This is a genomic window from Saccharibacillus endophyticus (assembly GCF_013185185.1).
GTDB lineage: Bacteria > Bacillota > Bacilli > Paenibacillales > Paenibacillaceae > Saccharibacillus > Saccharibacillus endophyticus.
Genome location: NZ_JAAZWE010000005.1, coordinates 204,305 through 228,811 on the forward strand (window position 1 = coordinate 204,305; position 24,507 = coordinate 228,811).

Annotated in this window: 17 protein-coding genes; 6 read left to right on the forward strand and 11 right to left on the reverse strand. The window is 58.3% G+C overall.

Annotated elements, in window-relative coordinates; translation table 11 throughout:
* Positions 1 to 314: 314 nt before the first annotated feature.
* The 7 genes from HRQ63_RS18295 to HRQ63_RS18325 form a co-directional block, all read right to left on the reverse strand.
* Positions 315 to 2,111, reverse strand: a complete 1,797-nt coding sequence (locus HRQ63_RS18295) for a glycoside hydrolase family 2 protein (RefSeq protein WP_172246452.1) — start codon at positions 2,109 to 2,111, stop codon at positions 315 to 317.
* Positions 2,112 to 2,227: 116 nt separating this feature from the next.
* Positions 2,228 to 3,040, reverse strand: coding sequence for a carbohydrate ABC transporter permease (locus tag HRQ63_RS18300; RefSeq protein WP_172246454.1), 813 nt, complete (start codon positions 3,038 to 3,040; stop codon positions 2,228 to 2,230).
* A 27-nt stretch (positions 3,041 to 3,067) separates the two neighbouring features.
* Positions 3,068 to 4,003, reverse strand: coding sequence for a carbohydrate ABC transporter permease (locus HRQ63_RS18305; RefSeq protein WP_172246456.1), 936 nt, complete (start codon positions 4,001 to 4,003; stop codon positions 3,068 to 3,070).
* Positions 4,004 to 4,197: 194 nt separating this feature from the next.
* A complete protein-coding gene (locus HRQ63_RS18310) occupies positions 4,198 to 5,523 on the reverse strand; it encodes an ABC transporter substrate-binding protein (RefSeq protein WP_172246457.1) in 1,326 nt (441 codons plus the stop codon).
* Between the two features lie 590 nt (positions 5,524 to 6,113).
* Positions 6,114 to 7,733: a response regulator gene (locus HRQ63_RS18315; RefSeq protein ID WP_172246459.1), complete on the reverse strand. Its 1,620-nt coding sequence runs from the start codon at positions 7,731 to 7,733 to the stop codon at positions 6,114 to 6,116.
* Positions 7,726 to 9,540, reverse strand: a complete 1,815-nt coding sequence (locus HRQ63_RS18320) for a cache domain-containing sensor histidine kinase (protein WP_172246461.1) — start codon at positions 9,538 to 9,540, stop codon at positions 7,726 to 7,728. Before HRQ63_RS18320 ends, HRQ63_RS18315 begins: the two co-directional genes overlap by 8 nt.
* Positions 9,541 to 9,543: 3 nt before the next feature.
* Entirely contained in the window at positions 9,544 to 10,866 is a 1,323-nt protein-coding gene (locus HRQ63_RS18325; RefSeq protein ID WP_172246463.1) for an extracellular solute-binding protein, read from the reverse strand.
* Between the two features lie 296 nt (positions 10,867 to 11,162).
* Between HRQ63_RS18325 and HRQ63_RS18330 the strand changes: the two genes are divergently transcribed.
* The 4 genes from HRQ63_RS18330 (at position 11,163) to HRQ63_RS18345 (ending at position 15,913) form a co-directional block, all read left to right on the forward strand.
* Positions 11,163 to 12,575 carry a family 43 glycosylhydrolase gene (locus HRQ63_RS18330; protein ID WP_037286703.1) on the forward strand — a complete coding sequence of 471 codons (1,413 nt, stop codon included), beginning with the start codon at positions 11,163 to 11,165 and terminating at the stop codon, positions 12,573 to 12,575.
* 17 nt (positions 12,576 to 12,592) lie between these two features.
* The gene (locus HRQ63_RS18335; RefSeq protein ID WP_172246465.1) at positions 12,593 to 12,877 is read left to right on the forward strand and encodes a hypothetical protein; all 285 of its coding nucleotides are present in this window, start codon (positions 12,593 to 12,595) and stop codon (positions 12,875 to 12,877) included.
* Entirely contained in the window at positions 12,861 to 14,492 is a 1,632-nt protein-coding gene (locus tag HRQ63_RS18340; protein WP_172246467.1) for a formate--tetrahydrofolate ligase, read from the forward strand. The genes HRQ63_RS18335 and HRQ63_RS18340 overlap by 17 nt, the downstream gene beginning before the upstream one ends.
* A gap of 128 nt (positions 14,493 to 14,620) precedes the next feature.
* A complete protein-coding gene (locus HRQ63_RS18345) occupies positions 14,621 to 15,913 on the forward strand; it encodes a WD40/YVTN/BNR-like repeat-containing protein (protein ID WP_172246469.1) in 1,293 nt (430 codons plus the stop codon).
* A gap of 571 nt (positions 15,914 to 16,484) precedes the next feature.
* On the opposite strand, the gene HRQ63_RS18350 is transcribed toward HRQ63_RS18345, so the two are convergent.
* From HRQ63_RS18350 to HRQ63_RS18365, 4 genes are all read right to left on the reverse strand, one after another.
* On the reverse strand, positions 16,485 to 17,189 hold the full coding sequence (locus HRQ63_RS18350; RefSeq protein ID WP_172246471.1) for an NAD(P)H-dependent oxidoreductase: 705 nt from the start codon (positions 17,187 to 17,189) through the stop codon (positions 16,485 to 16,487).
* Positions 17,190 to 17,354: 165 nt separating this feature from the next.
* Positions 17,355 to 18,029, reverse strand: a complete 675-nt coding sequence (locus HRQ63_RS18355; RefSeq protein WP_172246473.1) for a DUF4085 family protein — start codon at positions 18,027 to 18,029, stop codon at positions 17,355 to 17,357.
* Positions 18,026 to 19,441: a DUF3999 family protein gene (locus HRQ63_RS18360; RefSeq protein ID WP_172246475.1), complete on the reverse strand. Its 1,416-nt coding sequence runs from the start codon at positions 19,439 to 19,441 to the stop codon at positions 18,026 to 18,028. The genes HRQ63_RS18355 and HRQ63_RS18360 overlap by 4 nt, the downstream gene beginning before the upstream one ends.
* Positions 19,442 to 19,481: 40 nt before the next feature.
* A complete protein-coding gene (locus HRQ63_RS18365) occupies positions 19,482 to 22,100 on the reverse strand; it encodes a DUF2339 domain-containing protein (RefSeq protein WP_172246477.1) in 2,619 nt (872 codons plus the stop codon).
* A 219-nt stretch (positions 22,101 to 22,319) separates the two neighbouring features.
* On the opposite strand from HRQ63_RS18365, the gene HRQ63_RS18370 reads away from it, so the two are divergent.
* Both HRQ63_RS18370 and HRQ63_RS18375 read left to right on the forward strand, forming a co-directional pair.
* On the forward strand, positions 22,320 to 23,540 hold the full coding sequence (locus tag HRQ63_RS18370; RefSeq protein ID WP_172246479.1) for an MFS transporter: 1,221 nt from the start codon (positions 22,320 to 22,322) through the stop codon (positions 23,538 to 23,540).
* A complete protein-coding gene (locus tag HRQ63_RS18375) occupies positions 23,533 to 24,246 on the forward strand; it encodes a TetR/AcrR family transcriptional regulator (protein ID WP_172246480.1) in 714 nt (237 codons plus the stop codon). The genes HRQ63_RS18370 and HRQ63_RS18375 overlap by 8 nt, the downstream gene beginning before the upstream one ends.
* Positions 24,247 to 24,507: the final 261 nt, after the last annotated feature.

The following is a 24,507-nucleotide window of genomic DNA, read 5'->3' on the forward strand; positions in this document are numbered from 1 at the left end:
CGCAGTCTCCCCTATGCGGACATACCTGAAATTTGATCTGTTTTTGCCCATAAAAGCTGTGTTACACTCCTCTCATCACGAATCGGAGGTGCTTCATGTTCGCTGCCGCCATGACCCTGCTCGGAATGTTGGCGTATGCCGCCGGAATCGGAAGTTACGTCGGCGCTGGACGGATCGGACTTGGCGGCGTTTGCGTCAAGACCCGATCCGTCGCGCAAAAAACCGCCGAACCTGTTCGTTTCAGCCGATCGGCCGAAGCGCACGGATTCAAGCGGTTTTTTCGATGCGGCAAATTTCTTTTTAATACGTCGGCTTTACCGGTTCTCGCCCCGTACCACCTTCCGAATGTCCTCCAACGGCACTTTCGGCACCCGATCGTAGGTCACCAGTCCGTTGATCTCCTGCTCCACGTCGGTCAGCTGGGTGTAGCAGAAGCCCTGCACGACGCCGGAAACGGTCAGCGGACGGATCACGGCGCCGAGGCGGGCCAGGAAGTCCTCGTCGTTGTCCGCGCCGGAGTAGCCCCAACCTTCCTGCTCGCTTTTTTTGTAGGCGATGCCGCCGAATTCGGTCACGAGAATCGGCTGGCCTTCGTAGGCGCCGTCCCCGACGAAAATGCGCCGGTTGGCCGGCATGGCGTTCGTCGCTTTTTCCGCGGACGAATAACGCTCGGTCAGGATCTCTTCCCTCCACTCGTAATCATGGATCGCGACGATGTCCGTCTTCACCATCTCCCAACCGTCGTTGTAGATGACCGGGCGGGTCTCGTCGAGCGAACGCGTCAGATGATACAGCGTCAAGCCGTGCTCCTGCTGGCGGCGGTCGATCTGCACGTTCGGAATGCCCCAGCTTTCGTTCATCGGCACCCAGGCCACGATGCACGGATGGTTGTAATCGCGGTCCACCGCTTCCTGCCATTCACGGGTGAACTTGCGGACGTACTCTTCGGAATACGCGTAAGCGTTCGCCGCTTCGCCCCAGACGAGCAGTCCCATCCGGTCGCACCAGTGCAGAAAACGCGGATCTTCCATTTTCTGATGCTTGCGCACGCCGTCGAAGCCCATTTCTTTGGTCAGCCGGATATCGCGCACGAAATCTTCGTCCGACGGGGCGGTCAGGATGCCTTCCGGGAAATAGCCTTGATCCAGCACCAGACGCATATAATACGGACGGTTGTTCAAGCTCAGCCGGCCGTTTTCGATCGAAACCTTGCGCATGCCGAAGTAGCTGCTCACGACATCCACCGTCTGACCGCCTCGGATCAGTTCCAGCTCGACATCGTACAGATTCGGCTTCTCCGGCGTCCACCAGCGGCCCAGCCCGTGATCGTTGAAATCGTTCAGTCCGATCGCGCGCGCTTCTTCGGCATGCAGCACGGGGAACCGGTCTTCCGCGATCGTTTTTCCGTCAAAAGAAATCCGCAGCACGGCCGTGACAGGCTCCTGTCCCGCATCCGCTTCGTACGCGCCGCGCGAGAAGAACGCCCGCACGCGCACTTCGTTCCGGTCGATATCGGGCGTGAACTTCACCTTTTCCGCATGCGCGTCTTCTACCGGCTCCAGCCATACGGTCTGCCAAATCCCGGTCGTTCGCGTGTAAAAGATGCTTTCCGAGCCTTCTTTCCAAAACTGTTTGCCGCGGGGCAGCGTCACGTCGCGGCTGAAATCCTCGGCGCGCACGGTCAGCGTGTTGCCGCCTTCCGTATTCAACAGGTCGGTAATATCGGCGTGAAAAGGGGTATGTCCGCCTTCGTGCGACGCCGCCCAGCGGCCGTTGACCCAAACGGTGGAGGCATAATCGCACGCGCCGATATGTAACACGACGCGGCGGCCCGTCCACTCTTCGGGCACGTCGAAGCCGCGGCGGTACCAGACCGCATCATGGAAACCCGGATCGCCGATGCCGCTGAGTTTGCTTTGAAAAGCGAACGGAACATGAATGCGCCGATCGAAGGCTTCCCCGCCGCCTTCGAACCAACGCTCGCGGTCGCCGCGGCGCGCGCCGTCGAACGCGAAATCCCATTCGCCGTTCAGGTTCAGCCATTCGTCGCGCCGGAACTGCGGACGCGGATACTCGGGGCGGGGCAGATGGTTTTCGTTTGAAATCGTCATAAATCCTCCTTGGACGGAATCGACGGCGAGTGCTTCCCGCGATTGCTCGACGGGAGCGCCGGCGCGTCGTCCTTTTTACATGATTAACCTGAGCGGCAAGCGTAACGTGCACTTTGCTACATTTCTTTGCCGCCCGTGAACGCGATGCCTTTGATGATCTGCTTTTGGAAAATCAGGAACACGATCAGCACCGGAATGGCGGCGAGCGCGTTGGCGGTCATCGGCAGGGCGTATTCCTGATTGTACGAACTTTGGAACATCGGCAGGCCGAGCGTGATCGTCATATACGCTTTGTCCGAGATGGAGATCAGCGGCCAGACGTAATCGTTCCACGAACCGATAAAGGTGAAGATGCCGAGCGCGGCAAGCGCCGGACGCGACAGCGGCAGGAAGATGCGGTACCAGATTTTGAAAAAGCCCGCTCCGTCGATCCGCGCCGCTTCTTCCAAGTCTTTGGGCAGTCCGTCGAAAAATTGCTTGAGGATGAAAATGCCCATCGGACCCGCGATCGCGGGCAGGATCAGCGAAACTCTCGTGCCGAGCAGGTCGACGTCGCGCATCAGCAGGTACAGCGGGATCAGCGTCGCTTCGCCGGGAATCATCATCGCCGACAAGAACAGGATGAACAGCACCTTGCTGCCGGGAAACCGGATACGGGAAAAGGAATACGCCGCCATGGACGCGAGCAGCAGCACCAGCGCCGTCGTGACGACCGACACGACCAGGCTGTTGCCCATCCAACCGAAGATCGGGGCGCGGCTCAGCACGGTCTTGTAGTTGTCGAGCGAGACGTTGAACCCGCCTGCGAACAGGCTGCCGCCTTCGGGCGTCAGCGAGAGCGACAGCATCCAGAAGATCGGCGTCAGGAACATGAGCGCGAACAACAAGGCCGCGATGCGGACGACATACGGATAAATGCGATCAAGCATGGGAACTCCCTCCTTTTTCTTTTCCGATTATTCGCCGAATCTGCGCATCAGCAGCGTTTGCAGCAGCGAGATGACCAGAATGACCAGCATCAGCACGAACGCGATCGCCGAAGCGTAGCCCATCTGGAACGTCTGAAAGCCGTTTTCGTAGATCGAGAACACGACCGTTTTGGTCGCGCCCGCCGGTCCGCCGCCGGTGATCAGCTTGGATTGGCCGAAAATTTTGAACGAAGCGATGGTCTGGAGCACGACGACCAGCACGGTTACCCGCGAGAGCGACGGGAACGTGATATAGCGGAACGTCTGCCAGCGGTTGGCGCCTTCCAGCCCGGCCGCTTCGTAATACGATTCCGGAATGTCCTGAAGACCGGCGAGGAACAGCACGAACACGAAGCCGATCGTCCACCAGAGCGTCGCCATAATGATCGAAGCCCAGGCCAGCGTCGAATCGGACAGCCAGAAGATTTCGCTGTTGATCAATCCGATGCCGCGCAGAACCCGGTTCAGCAGACCCGTGTACGGCTGAAGAAAGATGACCCAGATGCTGGAGATGACGGATACCGACAGCACGTAGGGCATGAAGAACGAAATGCGCAGGAACGCCTGCCCTTTGCGGATGCCGTTCACCATCACCGCCAGCAAAAGGCCTACCCCGGTAATCAGCGGCACGCTGACGACGGTGAACAGCACCGTGTTCAGCAGATTGGTGCGGAACTCTTCGTCCTGCATCAGGTTGACGTAGTTTTGCAGGCCGATAAACGTCTTGTCGCCGAGCAGCGACCAATCGTAGAAGCTGACGCCGAATCCGTACAGGATCGGAATCATCGAAAACAGCAGGAAAAAGATCGTGTACGGCAGCACCATCAGGACGCCGGTGACCCAGCCCTGCCGACGCAGCGAGCTTCGCGGCGCACGGGCGCTCGCCCCCGTGTTTTTGCCGCCCGTCAATGTTTTGGTAGCCATGATGTCGCCCCTTTCGGATACGGATGATACGAACGGAAAACCCGGTAACGGGAAAAGCGAAGATGATGCGGCATAGTCCCGACGGATCTCGAACGGAAGCTTCGGCTGCCGCACCGCGGGACCGTTCTTCGAAACAAGGAAGGCGGTCCGCGGCGGGACCGCCTTTTCGCTTGCTTTTCTTCGTGATCCGCCGTTTATTGGCCCGTCGTTTTATCGATCGCCGCGTTCGCTTTTTCGAGCGTCGTTTTCGCGTCCTGCTTGCCGGCCATCATTTTCTCGAATTCTTTGACCACGTTGTCGTTGACCTGGCCCTGCTTTTCGTTGCGCGGCCAGTATTTGACGAAGTCCGCCGAAGCCGCGTAATCGCTGCGGTACGGCATGTCTTTGAAGGCTTGGGATTCCAGCACGTTGGTCACGCTCGGGATATGGCCGGCTTTCGCCCACAGCTCGCCGTTGTCGGCCAGCCACTTGGCGAAGATAAGCGCGGCTTTTTGCTTGGCCGGATCTTCCGTGCCGTGCTTCGGCAGCGCCAGCGTATGCGAATCGCCCCAAGTCGCAGGTTGGTCGTAAATCTGCGGCATCGGTACGACGCCGAAGTCCAATCCTTCGACGCTTTCGAAAGCGCCCGTGCTCCATACGCCGGTGATCAGCACCGCCGCGCGTTTGTCCTGGAACAGCTTGACGGCATCGTTGATTTTCGGCGGGATCAGTCCCGACTTGTACAGGCCGTCGACGTATTCCAGCGCTTGCAGCGCCTGCGGATTATTCAGCGCGGCTTTGCCGCCGTCGTCGTAGAACATGCCGCCTTCGGCCAATTGGTTGTAGAAGGCCCAGAACATCCAGTAGGAGTCGATCCGCACGTCCGGCTGCGCCAGCGGCGCGACGTCGGCGGGCACCGCGTCTTTGATCTTGGTCAGGAACTCGGTGAAGCCTTCCGGCGATTGGTCGTAGACCGGTTTGCCGTCTTCGCCGAGCACGCCCGCTTTCTCCAGATGTTCTTTGTTGTAATACATGACGATCGCGTGCGTATCGAGCGGAACGGAATAATGCTTCTCGTCGTACACGGTCGATTCCAGGATCGTCGGGTTGAACTCGCCCCAATCGAGCTGGGCTTCGGCGGCCAAGTCGTCGAGCGGCGTCACGAAGCCGGACGGGACGAACTGCGGCATCCGCGAGGAATGCAGCACCATAAGATCCGGCGCCTGATCCGACGCGATCGCCGTTTGCAGCTTGGTGTAATAATCCGCTGCCGGATTCGCGAGTTGTTCCACGTGAATCTCTTGGTTCTCCGCGTTGAACTTCTCGATCATCTGGGTCATGAACTCGCCGTCTCCGCCGCTGAACGGCGTCCAGTACGAGATGGTCGTTTTGCCGGCCGGCGCTTCGCCGCCCTCGCCTCCGGCGTCGGTCGTTCCGGTCGTGCCCGAACTTGTGCCGGCGCCTCCCGCCGCGCAGGCGCTGAGCAGCAGCATGAGCGTCAACGCGAATGCGGCGGTTTGGAACAGATGTCTTTTTCTCATCGTAAAACCTCCCTTATGGATATGCTTTTGAATCTTTGTCGAACTTTTTGAAGTGCCGACCGATTCGAGTGCCCACTAACCCCGCGACATTTATTGATTACGCTTACAAATCAATCATAAGGCTGAACGACGCGGGACTGAATGACGCTTCTTTAGGGGAAGTGGACATATGTTTGGGTTTCGTTCCGACAAGCCGTGCCGATATAAGGTAGCGCTGCCGTTCCCGGGCTTCCGCGAACATTTAACGGATTCAGGCGGTGCTTAGAAGCCTTTTTCGGGGACTTTGAACGGCTAACGGATTCAGGCGGCGCTTAAAGCGAATGAAGGTGATTTTAGAGCGCAAAAAAGCCTGTTTCGGCATTTTAACGGACATGCGATCCGTTAAAATCCAAAACAGGCTGGATTGACGCGTTTAAAGGATATGCGATCCGTTAGAGACTTTGTGCACGCTCCAGGTACGAAATCTCAGACAAGCGTAACCTTACTTTTAGCGCTGACAAGGTACGAGTCCCGCTGCACCCGATTCCCCGCTTTGCCGCCTGAGCGATAGCTTCCGTCCTGCTCGCCTTTTTCATCCGACCGGATTCCGTTCACGCCTTCGCCCGATCCGGCCGCAGCGTCTCGCGGAATTCTTTGGGCGTGCGTCCGGTTTCCGTTTTGAACACGCGGTTGAAATGACGGATATTGGAGAACCCGGTCTCGTAGGCGATCGAAGCGATCTTGTCGTCGGTATGCAGCAGTCTTTTCGACGCTTCGCGTACCCGAACGGCGGTGAGAATCTCGACGAAAGAGCGGCCGAGCCGGGTTTTGAACAGGCTGCTCAAGTACGAAGCGTTGAGATACACCAGCTCCGCCATGCTGCCGAGCGTGATCGGCTCCGCGTAATGCTCCTCGATATGCCGGACGACCTTGTCCACGGCGTGCATCCCGCCGCCTTCGTCGCTGCGGCGGATCAGCGCTTGCAGCGAACGGAGCAGTCCGGCGCAGTAGGCGGCCAGCTCCGTTCGCGAGCTGATCGCGAGCGCGCCTTGCAGCGCTCCGCCGATATCGCGGCCTTCCGGCCAATCGCTTTGCAATCCGCGGTCGACGGCCAAGCCGTATGCTTCGAGCAGCATCCGGCAGACCTGCTCGTGAATGACGCCGGGACTGGCGGCGGAACCGCACAACTGCTCGATGCCTTCGCGGACCCGTTCGCCGAGATCGTCGTCGCCGCCTTCGAGCAGCGCCTGCTCCAGATAGCCGCGGTGGGTCAGCGGCGTTTTGGCCGACGACGCTTCCTGGCGCGGCGGATCTTCGTACAGCAGCACCCGGTTGCCCCCGGACGTCAGCCGGTACAATAATGCGATCTTTGCTTCGCCGTACGACTTCGACGCTTCTTCGATGCCGTGCACGCCTCCGCCGATCCCGATCGTGATCGTCAGATTGCCTTCGCGGCGGATCTTCGCCGCGATATGCCGGGACAATCCCGCGATCTCTTCGCGGGATTCCGCCGAGACTTCGGCGTCGAGCAGCGCCACGACGCTTTCGCCGCGGCGGAACACAAAGCCCGCTCGGACGCCGGCCAGCGCTTCCTCGACGAATTGGCGGATATACAGCGAGAACAGCTCCGCTTCCTGCCGTTCGTAACGGGTCCGCTCGACCGAGTCTTTGTCCAGCTCGACGACGAGGCAGTAGATGCCGCGCTCGAATTCGATGCCGGCTCTCCGCAGTTCGCCCGGACGCGCGTGCGGCAGTTCGCCGCGCACCAGCCCGTCCAGCAGCCGTTCGCGTTCTTCGGAAGAAGCGGCGGCGATTTGCGCGGGCAGGCGTTTTTCCTGCTGCATTTCTTTTTGCAGCAGCTCGCGCTCCACCTGATCCAGCACCCGGTACAGCTCTTCCTTGTCTACCGGTTTAAGCAGGTAATCCCGGGCGCCGTAACGCAGCGAGCTTTGCGCGTAACGAAAATCGTTGTAACCGCTCAGCACGAAGCAGCGAATATTCGGGTGACGCTCGCGGATCTGCTCCTGCAGACCGATCCCGTCCAAGCGCGGCATGCGGATATCCGTGATGACCAGCTCCGGCTTCAGGCGCTCGATCTCCTCCAACGCTTCGAGGCCGTCTTTCGCTTCCCCGACCACTTCCCAATCTTTGCCCGACGTGCCGATCAGATGGCGCAGTCCTCTGCGAAAGATCGCTTCGTCGTCGACGACCAATACCGTTCGTTTATCCATGGCCCTCTCTCCCTTCTTCCGATTCTTCTTCCGCTGCGCGCGGCAGCATGATGTTCGCGCGGATACCGCCGCTTGCCGAACGTTCCAACCGAACGCCGAACCCCCGGCCGTACTTGAGCGCCAGCCTGCGGTGCACGTTGACCAGCCCGTGACCGCCGGGCCCGTCCGGCAGCAGCCCCTCCTCCATCTTGGCGTTCTGCCGCCGCAGCGCCTCGTCGTCCATGCCCGGACCGTTATCTTCGACCGCGATGAACACCTGTCCGTTCTCCGCCGATATCGCGATCCCGATTGCCACTTCGCCGCTTCCGCGCTCCAGCCCGTGCACGATCGCGTTCTCCACCACCGGCTGAAGCGTCAGCCGGATGATCGGCTGCTCCAGCAGCCCCGGCCGGGCTTCGATCTTGTAGCGCAGCCGTTCCTCGTAACGGATGCTCTGGATCGCCAGATAGCCGCGGATATGCTCGATTTCTTCGCGGATCGTCACTTCCGAACGTCCTCCGCCCATGCTGTAGCGCAGCAGGGCGCTCAGATGGTTGGTCATGCTGACGACTTCCCGGTTGCCTTCAAGCTCCGCGTACATGCTGATCGAACCCAGCGTGTTGTACAAAAAGTGGGGATTGATCTGGCTTTGCAGCGACGCGATCTCCGCGTTTTTCTCGCGAATCTCCGTTTCGTACAGCCGGTACGTCAAGCTGCCGAGCCGGGAGACCATCAGGTTGAAGGTGCGGCTGAGGTGGCCAATCTCGTCTTCGCTTTCGACCGGGATCGAAAGCCCGAACTCGCCTTTTTCCACACGCTTCATCGAACGCCGCAGCACGCTAAGCGGCCGCGTGATGCGCAGCGAATAGAGCACGGATACGAAGATCGACGCGGCCAGGCAGACCAGCCCGACCAGCAGCATCTGCCGGTTGACCGTCTCGGCATCCTTGAGCAGCACGCTCAGCGGCACCGCCTGAAGCACCGTCCAGCCCGTCACCGGCGACGTCACATAGGTCATCAGCACGGCGGAGCGGCCGCTGCCCAGCGTGACCGTGCCTTCGCCCCGATACGCGCCCAGATTGCCGGTAGAGTCGGGAAAGTTTCCGTTTTCGTAGATCGGAGTGCCTTTGCCGTCCAGCACCGCGACCGAGCGTTCCCCGCTGCCCGACAGATTGGCGATCCGTTCGTTCAGATCGTTCGCCGGCACGTCGATTTTCAAAATGGCGAGCGGTTCGCCGCTTTCCAGACTGCGAATCACGCGCACCGCGGAGAATACTTCGTAGGTCGAGCCGTTGTCCGACAGCACGGCGTGCGGCCTGACGAACACGGCAAGGCCGGACGAAGCCTGCGACAAAAAGGCGCTCAGATCGGGATCGTATCCTTCGGTGAAACGCCCCGGGCTGTCCGGCGGCTCCACGTAGGAACGCACCTTTTCCGCCTGAAGCGTGATCCCGATCGTGTCTACCCGGCCGTTCACGCGGATGCGCCGCATGAAATCTTCCAACAGCTTCCGTTCCTCGTACAGCGTCGACTGCTCCGCGTCCCGGCGTTCCAGGTAATCAAGCAGATCCGGCGTCTGGTAAGGCAGCGTCGTGAGCAGCGCCAGCTCGTTCATATAGATGTCCAGATTGGCGCTGAATTCCCGCACGGCATCCGCTTGGTAAGTGCCTACGTTGCGCTGCGTGGACTTGGAGTACCCGATCCCACTCAGCAGCGAGGACAACAGCAGCGGCACGGCAATGAGCACCAGATTGATCCAGATCAGCTTGAACGCGAGACCCCGGTCTTTCCAATATCGGTCTCTCCAATAAGCCGCGATCTTCCGCATAGGCTACTCCTCCAAAATCCGGTCGATTTTCGGCCCGATCCGCTTCAGCAGGCCGTCGACCGTCAGGCTGCCCGACCACAGCCGTTCCAGCTCGGCGACCAATTCGTCGTTGATCCTCCCCTGCTTGGGATGGTCCGGGAAATAAGCGACGTCGTCGGCCGCGTTCACGTAATCTTCGCGGCGGGGCAGTGCCAGGAATTCCGGCGAATTCGCGGCCGCTTCGTACGCCGGAATATGCCCCGCCTGCGCCCAAACGTCGCCGTGCTGCGTCAGCCAGTCCGCGAACTTGAGCGCGGCCTGCCTTTTTGCCGGATCGGCGTCCGCCCGGGCCGGCAGCGCAAGCGTGTGCGCGTCGCCCCATGAAGCGGGATGGTCGTAAATTTGCGGCAGCGGCATCACGCCGAAGTCCAGATCGTCGGCCTGCTCGAACAAGCCGATCGACCACACGCCGAGAAACAGCGTGGCCGCGCGTCCCCGGGCGAACTGGCTGGTCGCGTCGTTGATGTCCGGCGGAATCAAGCCTTGGCGATACAAGGAGTCGACGTAATCGAGCGAACGCTTCGCCGCCTGTTCGTTCAGCTGGGCACGCGTGCCCGTTTCGTCATACAGCTTGCCGCCTCCGTCGATCTGGCTGTACAGCGACCACCAGAGCCACAGCGAGTCGATGCGGATGTTGGGCACGGCGAGCGGGGCCACGTCCTCGGGCACTTCGTCGCGAAGCTTTTTCAAAAAAACGGCAAAGCCTTCTTCGCCCGGTCCCATCTTGACGATCCCGTCCTCGTATAACCCCGCCTGCTCCAGCCATTTTTTGTTGTAATAGAGCACGCCGAAATGGGCATCCAGCGGCACGCCGTAATGTTTGCCGTCCACGACCGTTTTGCGCAGGATGTTCGGATTGTAGCCGTCCCAGTCCACGCCCGCTTCCTCCGCTTCCTTTTCCCCGACGACCGATACGAATTCCGCGGGCACGTACTGCGCATACTTCGACACGTGCACGATCGCGATATCCGGCGCTTCGCCCGTCACGATGGCCGTGGACAGCTTCGCGTAGTAGTCGTCCAGCTTGTTGTTGTTCATGCGCACCGCCACCCCGTCTTGATTCTCTTCGTTGTACTTCGCCACGAGCGCGTTCATGAACGAGCTGTCTCCTCCGCTGAACGGCGTCCAGAACTCGATCGACACCTTTTCTTCCGCGGCGGCCGGCCTTTCGTATCCGCTTTCATTTTCGCCCGTCAACCACAGCCCGAGCAGCAGCACCCCGACGATCAGCACGGGCACCAGCCACAGCGGCGTCCTTTTCCCATACCAAAAATCCGAACGGCGCATCGCGTTTCTCCTCTCCGTTATCCGATCCGTTCCCGCTTTTTCTCCATTGTAAATCCAAATGCCGCGAAAGCGACGCTTTTCGACTTTTTCCCCAAAATACCGTCTATACCTAAAAATATGTCCATTCCCTCGCAAAAGAAAGCTTTTTTCAAAAAATAAGACAGGTCGCTCCAAAGATCCGTCCTGTTCAAGGCGTTGCGGCTGCGTTACGGTGAAGACGTACTTTTCCGCACCATGCACGAAGAGGCTTTTGTAAGCGCTTATCTATGGAAGACTACTCGAGGGGAGACGGAGAAATGAAGAGCAAAACGTGGATTAAGGGAGGGCTGGCGCTCATGCTGCTCGGCACGACGCTCAGCGGCGGCACTTTCGATACGGCAAAAGCCGCTTCGACGACGAAAACCGACTTTTACAACGTCATCATGCAGGACGGCGCGGACCCGTTCATGTACCGGCACGCCGACGGCTACTACTATTACACCAAAACGACCGGAAACAACGTCACGCTGTGGAAATCGAAAACGATGACCGGCATCGACGCGGGCGAGACGACGGTGATCGAAACGGGCGGGCACAACGTATGGGCGCCCGAGCTGCATCATATCGACGGAGCCTGGTATATCTATTACGCGAAAGACGACGGCGACAACGCCAACCATCGCATGTACGTGATGGAGAACCGTTCGCTCGACCCGACGAAAGGCACGTGGACGGACAAAGGGCCGATCGCCGATTCCACCAACCGCTGGGCGATCGACGGCACCGTGCTGAAAGCCCGCGGCGAGCTGTATTTTATCTGGTCGGGCTGGGAAGGCACGGAAAACGTGCAGCAAATCCTGTACATCGCGCATATGAGCAACCCGTGGACGATCGATTCGCCGAGAGTCGAGATCGCGCGTCCGGAACATAATTGGGAAACCAACCATACGCCGTTCGTCAACGAAGGACCGCAGATTCTGACCAAAGGCAACGATATCAGCGTGGTCTACTCCGCCAGCGGCAGCTGGACCGACGATTATTCGCTCGGCCTGCTGACGTCCAAAAAAAGCGCCGACCTGCTGGACCCGGCTTCGTGGACCAAGCGGCCCGACCAGGTATTCAAAAGCGGCAACGGCGTTTACGGACCCGGCCACGCCAGCTTCACCGAATCGCCGGACGGACGCGAAGATTGGATCGTCTACCATGCGGCCAAACGTCAGGGCTCCGGCTGGGATCGCGAAGTCCGGGCGCAGCGCTTCACGTGGAATGCGGACAAAACGCCGAACTTCGGCGAACCGGTGAATCCGAACGCGCCGATCGAATTGCCGAGCGGCGAGCCGGAGCGCGACCGGTACGAAGCGGAAAACGGACGGCTGGCCGGAACGGCGAAAGTGTCGCAGCATCCGGACAGCTCGGGCGGCGCGAAGGTGGGCTATATCGATACGCCGGACAGCTATGTGGAGATCGACGTGGACGTGCCTAAAAACGGCACGTACGTCCTCTATGCGCGCACGGGCAACGGCACGGCGGGCGGCAATTGGTCGACGCTGAAGCTGTCCGTGGACGGCGGGACGCCGAGCGACTTCTACGTGACCAACCAGGGCTGGGACAACTGGGGAACTTCCACGCAAAAAATGAGCCTGACCAAAGGCAAGCATACGATCCGGTTCTCCAAAGGGGACGGCTACGCGGAAATCGACGGGTTCGATCTGTTCCGGATCGGGAAGTAAGGCGGCGCGGCGGCAGGTTGAAAAACAACCTTCAGCCCAAGCACGGAGCTATTGCAGTTACGGCGCAAACGAATGATAAGCGGATCTCGGAAGTCATTCCGGGATTCGCTTTTTTGATGCGCAAACAGGTGAGGGCGTCTTTTCGTAAGCGCGCGCAGGTCAAATCGAGCATTCGCCTTCGAGCGGCGGCTTGCGTAGGCGTGACGTACGCCGTTGCATCCCCGGCGGCGATCGACGATAATACCCCTGTTCGCATCATTGCAAAGCAGGGGGTACGTTTACGGCATGAAACCGATTATTGAAGTGGCCGCAAGAGCCGGCATCGACGAAGAGCATCTGGAACTCTACGGCAAGTACAAAGCGAAGATGAATCCTTCGCTGACTCAAGAACGGAAGAACCGTCCGGACGGCAAGCTGGTGCTGGTCACCGCGGTCAATCCGACGCCGGCCGGCGAAGGCAAAACGCTGACCACCATCGGGCTGACGCAGGCGCTGCAAGCGCTGGACGTGAACGCGGTCGCCGCGCTGCGCGAGCCGTCGCTCGGACCGTGCTTCGGCATGAAAGGAGGCTCGACAGGAGGCGGCAAGGCGCAGATCGTGCCGGCGGAAGACATCAATCTGCATTTCACGGGCGATCTGCATGCCGTTTCGTCCGCGCATAATCTTTTGTCGGCCCTGATCGACAATCATATCTACCAAGGCAACGCGCTGCGCCTCGATCCGAAAAAGGTCGTCTGGAAACGCGCCGTCGACATGAACGACCGCGGCCTGCGCAGCATCGTGACGGGCTTGGGCGCGGGCAACGGACTGCCGCAGGAGAGCGGGTTCCTGATCACGTCCGCTTCGGAGGTCATGGCCGTGCTCTGCCTGAGCGAGAACGCCGCGGACCTCAAAAAGCGGTTGGAACGAATCGTGGTCGGCTATACGTCGGAAGGCGAGGCAGTTACGGCGGCTATGCTGGACGCGGCGGAAGGCATGGCGATTCTGCTCAAAGACGCGATCAAGCCGAATCTTGTCCAGACGCTGGACGGAACGCCGGTGATCGTGCACGGCGGGCCGTTCGCCAATATCGCGCACGGATGCAGCAGCGTGATCGGAACGAAGACGGCGCTCAAACTGGGCGACGTGGTCGTGACGGAAGCGGGTTTCGGGGCCGAACTGGGCGCGGAGAAATTTTTCGATATTAAATGCCGCCAGGCCGGTCTTCGACCGGATGCTGCCGTATTGGTCGTGACCGCGAAGGCGCTCAAATATAACGGCGGCGTGCCGGCGAAGGAGCTTGGCGAAGAAAATACGCGGGCTTTGGCGGCAGGCATGGACAACCTGAATCGGCATCTGCGCAATCTTCAAGCTTTCGGCGTGCCGGTGCTGGTCGCGGTCAACCATTTTGCCGCCGATTACGAGAGCGAGCTGCACTTGATTTTCGACGCCTGCCGCGAACTCGGCGTCGCGGCCGAGCTGTCCGACGTTTGGGCCGAAGGCGCTGCGGGCGGCGCAGCGCTTGCCCGAAGTCTCATGCGGATCCTGGAGCAGCAGCCTTCGCGGCACGCGCCGCTGTACGAAGCTTCGCTGAGTCTCAAAGACAAAATCAAAACGATCGTGACCCGGCTGTACGGCGGAAGCGACGTCTCTTACGCGCCGGCCGCTTCGAAAGCGTTGGCTGATTTTGAACGGCGCGGCTTCGGCGAACTGCCGGTGTGCATGGCGAAAACGCCGTATTCGTTCTCCGACCGGGCGTCTCTGCTCGGCGCGCCGGAAGGCTTTACCGTCAGCGTGTCGCGCGTATCGCTATCCGCCGGCGCCGGCTTCGTGGTCGTCGAGACGGGCAATACGATGACCATGCCGGGTTTGCCGAAGGTTCCGGCGGCTTCGCGGATGCGGTTGGAGACGGACGGCACGATCGAGGGATTGTTGTAGCTTCGGACAAGGTTACAAAACTGCTGCTCCCGGTAACAGAAAGGCGGTTGAACGGTCTGCCCTGAAGCTTGAAAATGAAGAGGATGATTTTTCCAACCGAACCGTTTTTACGACAAGGAGCTGAACCGATGAAAAAGCCAAACCGCAAGACCCTATTCCCTCTGCTCGCAAGCAGTCTTTTGATCGCGGCTGCTGCCGCGGGAAGCGGGCTGCCGCCCGGTCACACGGCAGAAGCCGCACATGCAAACGAAGCACGTACCCTTACGAGTACAGGGTCGGAGTCTTTCTCCGCTTCATCCTCTGCCCAACCGAGCACAACGATAGATTCCCGGATCGATACGACGGCAGAAACGGCAGAGTCGACGGAATTCATGCAGCTGCAGCAAATAAAATTTCTGAGCGCGACAACCGGTTGGGTCGTTCGCGCCGGCAATTCTCGAACGCAGAAGCAGCCGCTTCGTCTGCTCGTTACCCGGGACGGCAGCCGTTCTTGGACCAAGCAGAAATTGCCCGGACAATATGCGGCAGGACTTGGTTTATCCAGCGCAGATAGCGGTTGGGCCCTCGTCTACGACGGATCGAAAAAAACGTCAGGAACCGTCGCTTATTCGCGTGCCCGCCTGCTGCATACGGCAGACGGCGGGAAAAGCTGGCAAACCCAATGGAGCCGTGCCGGGACGTATACGGATTCTTTTCCTCCGCAAAACAATGTCGTGGTCACGGGGAACAAGAGCGCCTACGCGATCGTAGGCAACCAACTTCTTTTGACCCGGGACGGACGCACTTGGTCCGGTTCCGCTTGGAATCAACCCGGATTCGTGCCGGAACACCTCTCCTTCTCCGATGCGCAAAACGGCTGGGCTGCAGGCACGATGCCGTCCCATACAGGAGCTATCGATGATCATGTCGTCGCTGTGCTGCATACCGCGGACGGAGGTCGCAGCTGGAACAGACAGCTTGCGGCCGGCCCGACCGATGAAGACAACAGCGACAGCAGCTCGCTTCGCAGCGCGGCCATCGACTTCGCGGACGCGAAAAACGGCTTTGTGCTCACCGACGATATCAGCATGATGGCCGGCGATCTGTACCGAACAACGGACGGCGGACACACGTGGACCAAAATGTACGCAAAGCTTCGCAGTCATCGCCCTACGTTGGTCGGACTTTCTTTTATTGACGGAAAAAAAGGCTGGATCTATGCTTCCCCGGGAGCCGGGCCGATCGACGGCGGGCTGATGATCACCCGGGACGGAGGCAAGTCGTTCGCCTCCGAACCGGATGCGGGGTACGATCTAAGCTTCGCCGAGTACTTTGCGAGCGGCAACGGCTATGCCGTCGGCCGCACGGCGAACGGGCAAGATTATCTGTCACGCACGCGGGACGGCGGCGATACGTGGAAAGTCGTGTACCCGGCAAAATAAGCCGATACTTGATCCTTGAGCGGCCGACCGAAGCGAAAATGATCAGACTAGTATCTTGTCTTGAATAAATTGCAGTTTTACGTTCGTTTGAAACGCGCATGGTTCTAGTGGGTTTCAGGCGGGCATAACCTTACTTGTAGCATTGACAAGGTACTGGATTTATATCGAATCAGGTAAAAAATAAAGGAGGATGCCGTATCGTGGCATCCTCCTTTATCGGTGCTGTCGCAAATGCTCCCTATCGCGAACATGGTCAACACATTCGGGATTTATCTCCGGCAGGCGTAAAATTACGTTCGTTTGATTCGATTCAGGAATTTCCGTCGCTTTTAACGGATCGCATATCCGTTAAAAGCGTGAATCGGCCTTTTCCAAAACTCTAACGGATCGCATATCCTTTAGACGCTCAAAAGCAGGGTTTTTCAGCCAAAAAACAAGAAAATCCCGCTTTAAGCGTCGTCTCGTTCCGTTACATATTCAAACACGCCTAAATGACTCTCTAAGAGCCTCCTCGTTCCGTTAAAATTTGCTGGAGCGAATTATACATGGCTTGTGCCTGCCAAAATGCCACCTACCGCCACTCCACCACTTCATCCGTCCGCTGCCGCGTTTTCGGCGTCGGCGAATCGCCTGCCCGATAGCCGAAAGCGGCCATGCAAGCCAATCCGAAGCGGCTGTCGTCCATCAGGCCTTCTTCGGCCAACACGCGTTCCACCTCGTGCTTCACGAAGCCTTCCATCGGGCAGGAGTCGATCCGGAGCATGGCGGCAGCCGTCATCATATTGCCGAGAGCCAGATACGTCTGGCGGCAGGCCCATTCGAACATCGCGCGCTCGTTGTCTTGCAGCGCGAAGCCGGTACGCAAGAAAGCATCGTAGGTGCTTCGCTTCATCTTCGCGATTTCTTCCGGCAGACGCTGCACGTCGCTGAGCATATGCGAGATGTATTCGGAGTCCGCGACCATTTCGTGCGGAAGCCGCGCCAAAACGAGAATCGCGTGACTGGCGGATGCCAATTGGCGGCGCGCGCCGCCTGCATGTACGGCAATCTTGTCACGCAGCTCGGGACTTTGCACGACGACGAATTTCCACGGCTCGAAGCCGTATGAGCTCGGCGACAAGCGGCCCGCTTCCAAAATAAAGTCGAAGTCCCCCTTCGTGACTTTACGCTCAGGGTCGAAGTCTTTTACCGCGTGGCGAAACTTGTAGGCGTTCAGCAGTTGGGTTTTGATTGCTTCTTTCGATGATTCCAGGGTGTTTTGGGTTTGATCGGTCATCTTTTCTCCTCCTCCGTATCTTTGCATCTATCTTACCGCAGTTTGACCTTACGCTTCATCCCTCATCCCGATTCTGAGTTCTGCGACCATTTTGGCATATAAAAAGAGATTCGGCCCGCAAAAGCCAAATCTCTTCTTCCGCGCGCTATTTGATTTTACGCGAATTCAAAGGCTTTCCATGCTCAAATCCTCCGCCTCGATGCGAAGTTCGACGAAAGATCCGACTTCGCCGCGCGTTTGTTCTAACAGAATCGAAACCGCGAAGCCTCCGTCGATCAACTCGAACTCCTGCATGTACCAATCCGCCGGTTCGAGATTTTGCGGAAGATCCGCAAAGCGGACGCCGGTGAACAACAAACGAATCTTTACCTCATCGCCTTCACCCGCTCCGGATTGCCCGAACGTCAATTGCAGATGCTCCGTTGCCGGACGCTCGCACGATACAAAATGCGCGTCATGCAGCGAGCGTTCACTCAGTTCGACGGCGCCGGACGGAAGCCGATCTTTGATCGACTCGTAAGCTTCGCTCCATTTCCGTGCTCGTTCGCGATTGCGATCCCGCAGTTCCTGATTCCAATTTGCAATCAGGTTTGCCAAATCCGGCGGCGTATACGGGCGATTGATCGTTCCGTCGTGAATATAAGGATGCAAGCTCGAAGGCAACAAAGCCAGCATGTTCCCTCGGTTGCGTTCAAGACTTGCTTTGGCCTGGACTTCGTAGTCGACCCCGATCTCGCGCATAAATTCCAAATGCTCGTCCCAACCTTCGCGGCTCAGCGGGAACGCCAACATGCCGCCGATTTGCGTCTTGCGGTAATCTTCTTCCGAAAAGAACTTCATTTCTTCTTCAACTTCTTCCCTAAAAATACGATCAACACCAAAGCAACCGCGACCAAAACCAAGTTGAACGTAATCTGAAGCGAAGCGCTCGCACCGACCTTCGGGCCGTCTCCGGTGTCCGTTCCCGATATGTTTTCCTCGGTTGCGGCAGGCGGCACGAACTGCGACGCGTTTTCTTTGCCGAGCGTCGCTTCGCCCGGGCCGGATTGTTCGATCTGTGTGCGGAAAGCCGAGATGTCGTATTGGGGCGTCTCTTGTCTTTCCGCACCGTAAACCAGACGGTAAGGACCTGTTCCCGTATCCTCGAATACCAATCGGTCGACCCGGTATCCGATCTCGATCGAAGCGATGTCCAAAGGCGGATTTTCGCCGTTGTTGATCACGACCATCGGCTTTTCATTGCGGATCGGATCGGCCAACCATATTTCCGTATCGTCGACCGTCGATCCTGCAAGCTCAAGCCGATTGAGTCGGCCGGGCGATAAAATCCGGGTGTTGGCTCCGGTTCCTTTTTCCCGGTTCACGTAGAATGCGCGGCTGAATCCGCTGGAACCGTCGGAAGCGGCGGCATTCAGCTTGATCCGATCGATCCGGAGCTTGTCCGCGTTGTACATCACGACTTCCGACATGCCCGACGAAGACTCCACATTGAAAGGAATCTCCTTCGTCCGACGGAAGTCTTCCCCGCTCACTGCGGTTCCCACGTCGATCAGCGCCATGCCTTCCAGATCAAACGGCTCCGGTCCTTTCGGTACCTTCACCCGATAATACCCGTATTTGGCCGGCTCGTTCAATTCAATGACATTGCGGAACGCGCCTTCGCCCGTCGAATACAGCTCGCCCGTGGTCACGGCTTCCCAACGCTGCCCGTCGTAGCTGCCGTCCAAGCTGACCTTTTTGAGAAACGAAGCCTGCGGCAGCGAGAACGTTAACCGACTGCCGCGAACGTCTTCGTTGTCCGCTGCCTGAACGACGCGAAAGTCGAATCGGATTTCTTTTTCCCCGTCTGCGCGATCGATCAGCTCCAGCGGGTATTCGCGATCCAAGCCCCGCTCGCCTTCCTCGCCGGAGTCCATATAGTAAGGCATGAATTGCCCCGACGCATTGACGATACGCACATCGCCCAAATTCTCTTCAGCCCGTCCGTAAATGTCGGGGTCCAAGAACAGCGCCTGATATTGCGCGCCTTGCGCGACTTGAATTTCTTTGGCGAATGCCCAGCTGTCCGACGCTTCCGCGTTGTTTTCGGCGGGTCTGGCCTGCATGGTCGATACGGTCGCAGCCGCGGCTTTCACCGTGCGCACGTGCGCATTCGCCGCAGAAGCGTTTCCTCCGAAGTCGGGCGTCCCCGGCAATGCAAGCGAGCCCAGCAGGACAAGCATCGCGCTTGCGGCAGCCGGTCCTTTTTTCATCCACGGACTCCCGACGCTTCTTGCTCTGCTCCGGCTTCGATCAGTTCTCCCCTTCCGCATCGTCCTTCTCCTTCCCTGCCGCCTCCTCTTCCAGACGGTTCGATACGCGCTGGTACATATACGAGATGCCCAGCAGTATAAATCCGGCAGCGAAAAACGCGATAATGCGGCTGCCCGTGCTATTGAGTCCAAGGTCGAAGACCAGCAGCTTGGCCGTACACAGCAGCGTGAGCGCAAGGCCCATGCGCCGGATGTACACATAACGGCGGCGGAACCCGTATACGATACACGCCAGCGCCACGAGCAGATACGCCAGACTGTAAACCATGCCCGCGTTTTCCACGTGCAGCTGTACGCCGAGCAATGCGCTGAGCATGATCAGACCATAGACCGCGATCCCGACCGGATACCATTCTCCGTTTTCCGGGTGGCGCCGCACGACATGCTGCAATCGTCGGCTGACGCTCCAGAAAATCAGGACGTTCACCGCCAGCAGCACCGACAAGGCGATATAGTCGGCTGCTCCGTTCAGACTCCGATCCCGATGCAGTACCGGAACCGTCAGCATGAGCGCGATCCCGATAAAACAGCTTACGCCGTACTGAATCTGCGCATATGCTCTCGTAATCCGATCCTGGATCAGCGGGAAACGGGCGATGCCCAGCGACAGCAGCGCCGTGACGCCTGCCGCCAGCAGCGCTTTGTAGAACAGATAATGGGTGTCCGAAGACGAGCGCAGCAGATCATAGAAGTAAAAGGCTTCATACAGCCCGTAGAACCACGTGTTCAGGATCGCCGCATACCGGATAAACATGAGCAGATAGCGTTCTTCGGACGAGTAGCTTCCGCGCGGCGCGCGGCCGTCGGATACGGCAGCTGCGTCGCCCTCCGCTCTGCCGTTCTTGCGCCATTCCCATACGTAGAACAGCGACAGGCCGAGCGTTCCCAGCGTAATGAGCGTGTATTTGATCATGAAGACGCCCGAATTCTCGCTTGCTGCCATCAGAAGGCTCAGACCGTGCTGCGGAAGATCAACCAGTACGAAGGCCAGCATGCAGAGCAGAAGCACCGCCCAACCCGCTCTTTCCAGCATTTTCGAACCGCTTCGGCTTCCGTAGATGCAGAGCGCCAACGCTTCCGCCAACCAGCCGAGCGCCGCCCATTCCCATTGGAGCTGGAACGGTACGATCAAGACGGCGAAAATCAACGCGGTCACGTAAAACAACAGCCGCGTATTCTTTTCCTCCGGCACGAACTTCTCCGCAAGGCGTCCGAGTCCTGCATACAGCAGACCGAACAGCAGGGCGAGCAGTCCGCGGAACTCGATCGCTCCCGAAGACTCGAGCAGCGCGTACATCACGCCGCAGCCGACGAACGTATTGACGCCGAGCAGCACGACATCCCATTCCGACAGCTTTTGCTTGAAGCGCAGCGGATAAACCAGCGTCGAGCCGAGATACATCAAGAACGTGAGGAACGCGTATCCGGCGCCGATCCAACGGCTGTCCGCCAGCCAGACGAGCAGCAGCATGGCCGGCGTATTCAAAATAAAGCTGACGTAAGCGACCGACGTCCAGCGTTTGTGCAGCGACACCAGAAGCAGCAGCAGGTTGAGCAGGAACAGATACACCATCGCCGCGTACACGGCAGGTCCTTCCAACCCTTCCGCCAAACCGTAAGACAACAGAGGCAGATAACCGCCCACGAGTCCCAACGCGCCGATCGTTTTCGAATCATAGCGCAGGGCGAGCAGGACGGTGGTCAGCGTGACCAGCACGGACAGACCCAATGCCGCGAACATACCGATGATTCCTAACAGGAAGTAACTGTAGAATATGGATCCGTACAACACCGCCGTCCCGCCTCCGAGCAGCCCGAGCGCGAAGGTCCGGCGGTTTTTCCGATACAGAAACTCTCCGGCTCCGAGCAGCAGCGCACCGAACGCGAAGAAAGCGATGCCGCGCGCATAATCGTTGAACCAGTTGGAGTAACCGTAGCTGAACGCCAATCCCACCGCGATCAGAATCAGCAGAATCGCCAGCTTGTTGATCCAGTTCAGACCGATTTTCATTTCGAGGCGGTTTTGCCGGATACGGCGCTGGATCGTCGCTTCGTCGACCCCTTCGTCCGTCATCCGATTATATTCTTCGTTAAGCGGTCCCAGCGTGCGCCGATCCGCTTCTTCCTGCATTCTTCGCTGGTGCTCCAAACTGCGTTCCAAATGCATGGACAGCTCGTCCAATCTGGCCCGGAACTCCTGCTGCTCCCCGTCGGTCAATTTACGCGAAGCCTGCATCATTTTATGTATCCGCTCGCGCGTCGTCTCTTCGAACTGCCGCAGGCGATTTTTGCGCAAACTGTCTTCGCCGGCAAAATACGTTTCCAACTTGCGGTTCGACAAGCGCAAAATATTCAGTTTCTCGTCCAAAATCTGTTCGCTGAGCGATACCCGCAGATCCGCGTTTTCTTTTTTCAACTTTGCGGATTCCTGCCGAAGTTCGTTCAGCTTGCACCTGTCTTCCTCGGTTTCGCGGCGAAGCCTTTCGTTCTCGTGGATCAAATCGCTCGATTCGTACTCCTTGAGCAGTTCCTGCGTTTCGCGAAGCAAATTCCGCTGGTTCTGTTCAATGGTAAGGAGCCGTGTTTTGAATTCGTTCATCCTGGCAGCCTCCCGCGTCTCTTTTTTTCAAAAAGCTGGATTATGCATCTACTATATCGAGATTGCTCCGTGAATAGGTATACTTCCTGTTACCCTTTTTGTCATATTTTCCACTAAAAATCTTGAATTTGATGACATTTACTTCTTTGAAAAAAAGGAGTATGCTAATCAAGCTCATAATAGTTACACACTGTAAACCATATAAAAGGAGCTTGTCCCATGTCTTCTTCCACCCTTTCGCCTCGACAATCAAACAAGATCGGACTTCCCATGTTCGTGCTGATGCTCAACTTGTTCATCGCGCTGCTGGGACAAGGGATGGTCATTCCCATCCTGCCCGATTACCTGAAGCAGTTCGGTGCTGCCGGAACGGCCGCCGGTTACCTCGTGGCGGCTTTCGGAGCCGCGCAATTTATTTTCTCCCCGATCGGCGGGCAGCTATCGGATCGATTCGGCCGGAAAAAGTTGATTATCGCCGGGTTGTTCCTCACCGTCATCTCCGATTATTTGTTCGCTATCGGACATACGCTAACCCTCCTCTATATCGCCCGTTTCATCGGAGGAATGGGTCTGGGCCTGATGGTTCCTTCGGTCATGGCCTACGTCGCCGACAGCACCACGACCGAGACCCGGGCCAAAGGCATGGGCTATCTCGGCGCGTCGATGAACCTCGGCATGGTGCTCGGTCCCGGTCTCGGCGGCCTGATCGCCGAATTCGGCATCCGCATGCCTTATTACTGCGCCGCCGGACTCGGACTGCTGGCGACGCTGCTCTCGCTGCTGCTGCGCGAGACGCTTCCTCCCGAGCATCGAACAGCAGCCGGACGCCGCAAACGACAACCTTTTGTCCGCCAAATCACCGACTCGTTCCGCACGCCTTATTTCCGGTATCTGCTGTTGGTGCTGGTCATGACGTTCGGATTGGTCAACTACGAGACGGTCTACGCGCTGTTCGTCCAGCAAAAGTACGGCTTCGACGCCCGCAGCATCTCCATCGTCATTACGTTAGGAGCGGTTATCGGGATCATCTGCCAGGTCTGGCTGCTGGATCGCATGGTTCGTCGCTTCGGCGAAATGAAGTTGATCCGCATTTCGTTGGTCATGACCGCGGTCGCCCTGCTGCTGATGCTCGTCAAGTTCAACCTGATCTATCTGCTGGCCGTATCGGCATTATTTTTCGCGTTCAACGCGTTCCTGCGCCCGACGGCAGGCACGTTGATTGCCAACGCTGCCGGAGACCGTCAAGGCTATGCAGCCGGGCTGAATACCACCTACATGAGCTTGGGCAGCATGATCGGTCCGTTATTCGCCGGATGGCTGTTTGACGTCCAACTGAATTTACCTTATATTTTGGGGGCTTTGATTCTGCTGGCCGCGCTTGCCTTGACGATGGGACGCAGCATGCGGTCGGCGCAGGAACGGGAGATTGCCCATGAGTGAGACCTGGCACCAGCATCGCAAACACCAAAACCATGAAGATTTGATCGACGCCGGACGGGAGTTGTTTTTACTGCACGGCTTTCCGGGCATCGCGGTCAAAGACGTCTGCGAACGGGCAGGCGTAAGCCGCGTGACGTATTACAAGCACTTCGAGTCGATCGAAGATCTCGTATTCGCCGTTCAAATGCGGGCGTTGGAGCATATGTCCGACTTTGTGCAGGCTGCTGACGATCCGCAAGCAAACGGAATCTCGCGGCTCCGCCGAATGCTTGAAGCCTGGAGCCTGTACGCAGCGGAAAACAAGGCTTATATGAAGTTCATCCTGCTGTTCGACCTCCATTACGACGCGTACCCGCCCGAGCAGAAGCTGCTGGACCGATACGAGACTTTTATCCGATCCAAAAAAGAACATCACTTCCTGAACGCCGCGCTTGAAGCCGGTATCCGCGACGGTTCTCTGCGCGCCGACCTCGACCTATACGAAACCGGAGAATTCGTCTTCACCGCCATGATGGGATTGCTGCAAAAGCTCAGCCTCGCGCGCGGAATCAATCAGGAGTCTGGCGTCCCGAGCACACCCGCCGAATCCGAACTTCCATATACTCACGAACAAGCGCCTACGACGACCTTCATCGATGCCCCTCGCCAAAGCATCTCGCAGCGCTTCATCGATATGATCCTCGGCTCCCTGCGCAATCAGGCGTAAGTCAACTCTTCTTCCTACTACAAGCAACCGAAAAGACCCTTTACTTTTGGAAAATGGGTTAGGTGCCGAGAACGTTCGCCGCGCCTGGAAGCGAGAAGACGGAGAGAGAAATTCAGTGCAGGTGAAGGCTTTCGAAGAAAGCCACTTCGGGAGCATATGCTTAGTGATCGCCTTTGAAATCGGGAAAATACAAATAAAACTTCAATCCTTTTTCCCGATTTCAACACGCGACCGGAACGAATTTCTCTCGCAGTCTTCGCG

Bases quoted from the DNA above. Each gene is read 5' to 3' on its own strand.
- HRQ63_RS18325 (WP_172246463.1), bottom strand. From the start codon at position 10,866: ATGCGCCGTTCGGATTTTTGGTATGGGAAAAGGACGCCGCTGTGGCTG.
- HRQ63_RS18310 (WP_172246457.1), bottom strand. From the start codon at position 5,523: ATGAGAAAAAGACATCTGTTCCAAACCGCCGCATTCGCGTTGACGCTC.
- HRQ63_RS18355 (WP_172246473.1), bottom strand. From the start codon at position 18,029: ATGAAGTTCTTTTCGGAAGAAGATTACCGCAAGACGCAAATCGGCGGC.
- HRQ63_RS18350 (WP_172246471.1), bottom strand. From the start codon at position 17,189: ATGACCGATCAAACCCAAAACACCCTGGAATCATCGAAAGAAGCAATC.
- HRQ63_RS18300 (WP_172246454.1), bottom strand. From the start codon at position 3,040: ATGCTTGATCGCATTTATCCGTATGTCGTCCGCATCGCGGCCTTGTTG.
- HRQ63_RS18320 (WP_172246461.1), bottom strand. From the start codon at position 9,540: ATGCGGAAGATCGCGGCTTATTGGAGAGACCGATATTGGAAAGACCGG.
- HRQ63_RS18365 (WP_172246477.1), bottom strand. From the start codon at position 22,100: ATGAACGAATTCAAAACACGGCTCCTTACCATTGAACAGAACCAGCGG.
- HRQ63_RS18340 (WP_172246467.1), top strand. From the start codon at position 12,861: ATGAAACCGATTATTGAAGTGGCCGCAAGAGCCGGCATCGACGAAGAG.
- HRQ63_RS18315 (WP_172246459.1), bottom strand. From the start codon at position 7,733: ATGGATAAACGAACGGTATTGGTCGTCGACGACGAAGCGATCTTTCGC.
- HRQ63_RS18305 (WP_172246456.1), bottom strand. From the start codon at position 4,003: ATGGCTACCAAAACATTGACGGGCGGCAAAAACACGGGGGCGAGCGCC.
- HRQ63_RS18330 (WP_037286703.1), top strand. From the start codon at position 11,163: ATGAAGAGCAAAACGTGGATTAAGGGAGGGCTGGCGCTCATGCTGCTC.
- HRQ63_RS18370 (WP_172246479.1), top strand. From the start codon at position 22,320: ATGTCTTCTTCCACCCTTTCGCCTCGACAATCAAACAAGATCGGACTT.
- HRQ63_RS18345 (WP_172246469.1), top strand. From the start codon at position 14,621: ATGAAAAAGCCAAACCGCAAGACCCTATTCCCTCTGCTCGCAAGCAGT.
- HRQ63_RS18375 (WP_172246480.1), top strand. From the start codon at position 23,533: ATGAGTGAGACCTGGCACCAGCATCGCAAACACCAAAACCATGAAGAT.
- HRQ63_RS18295 (WP_172246452.1), bottom strand. From the start codon at position 2,111: ATGACGATTTCAAACGAAAACCATCTGCCCCGCCCCGAGTATCCGCGT.
- HRQ63_RS18360 (WP_172246475.1), bottom strand. From the start codon at position 19,441: ATGAAAAAAGGACCGGCTGCCGCAAGCGCGATGCTTGTCCTGCTGGGC.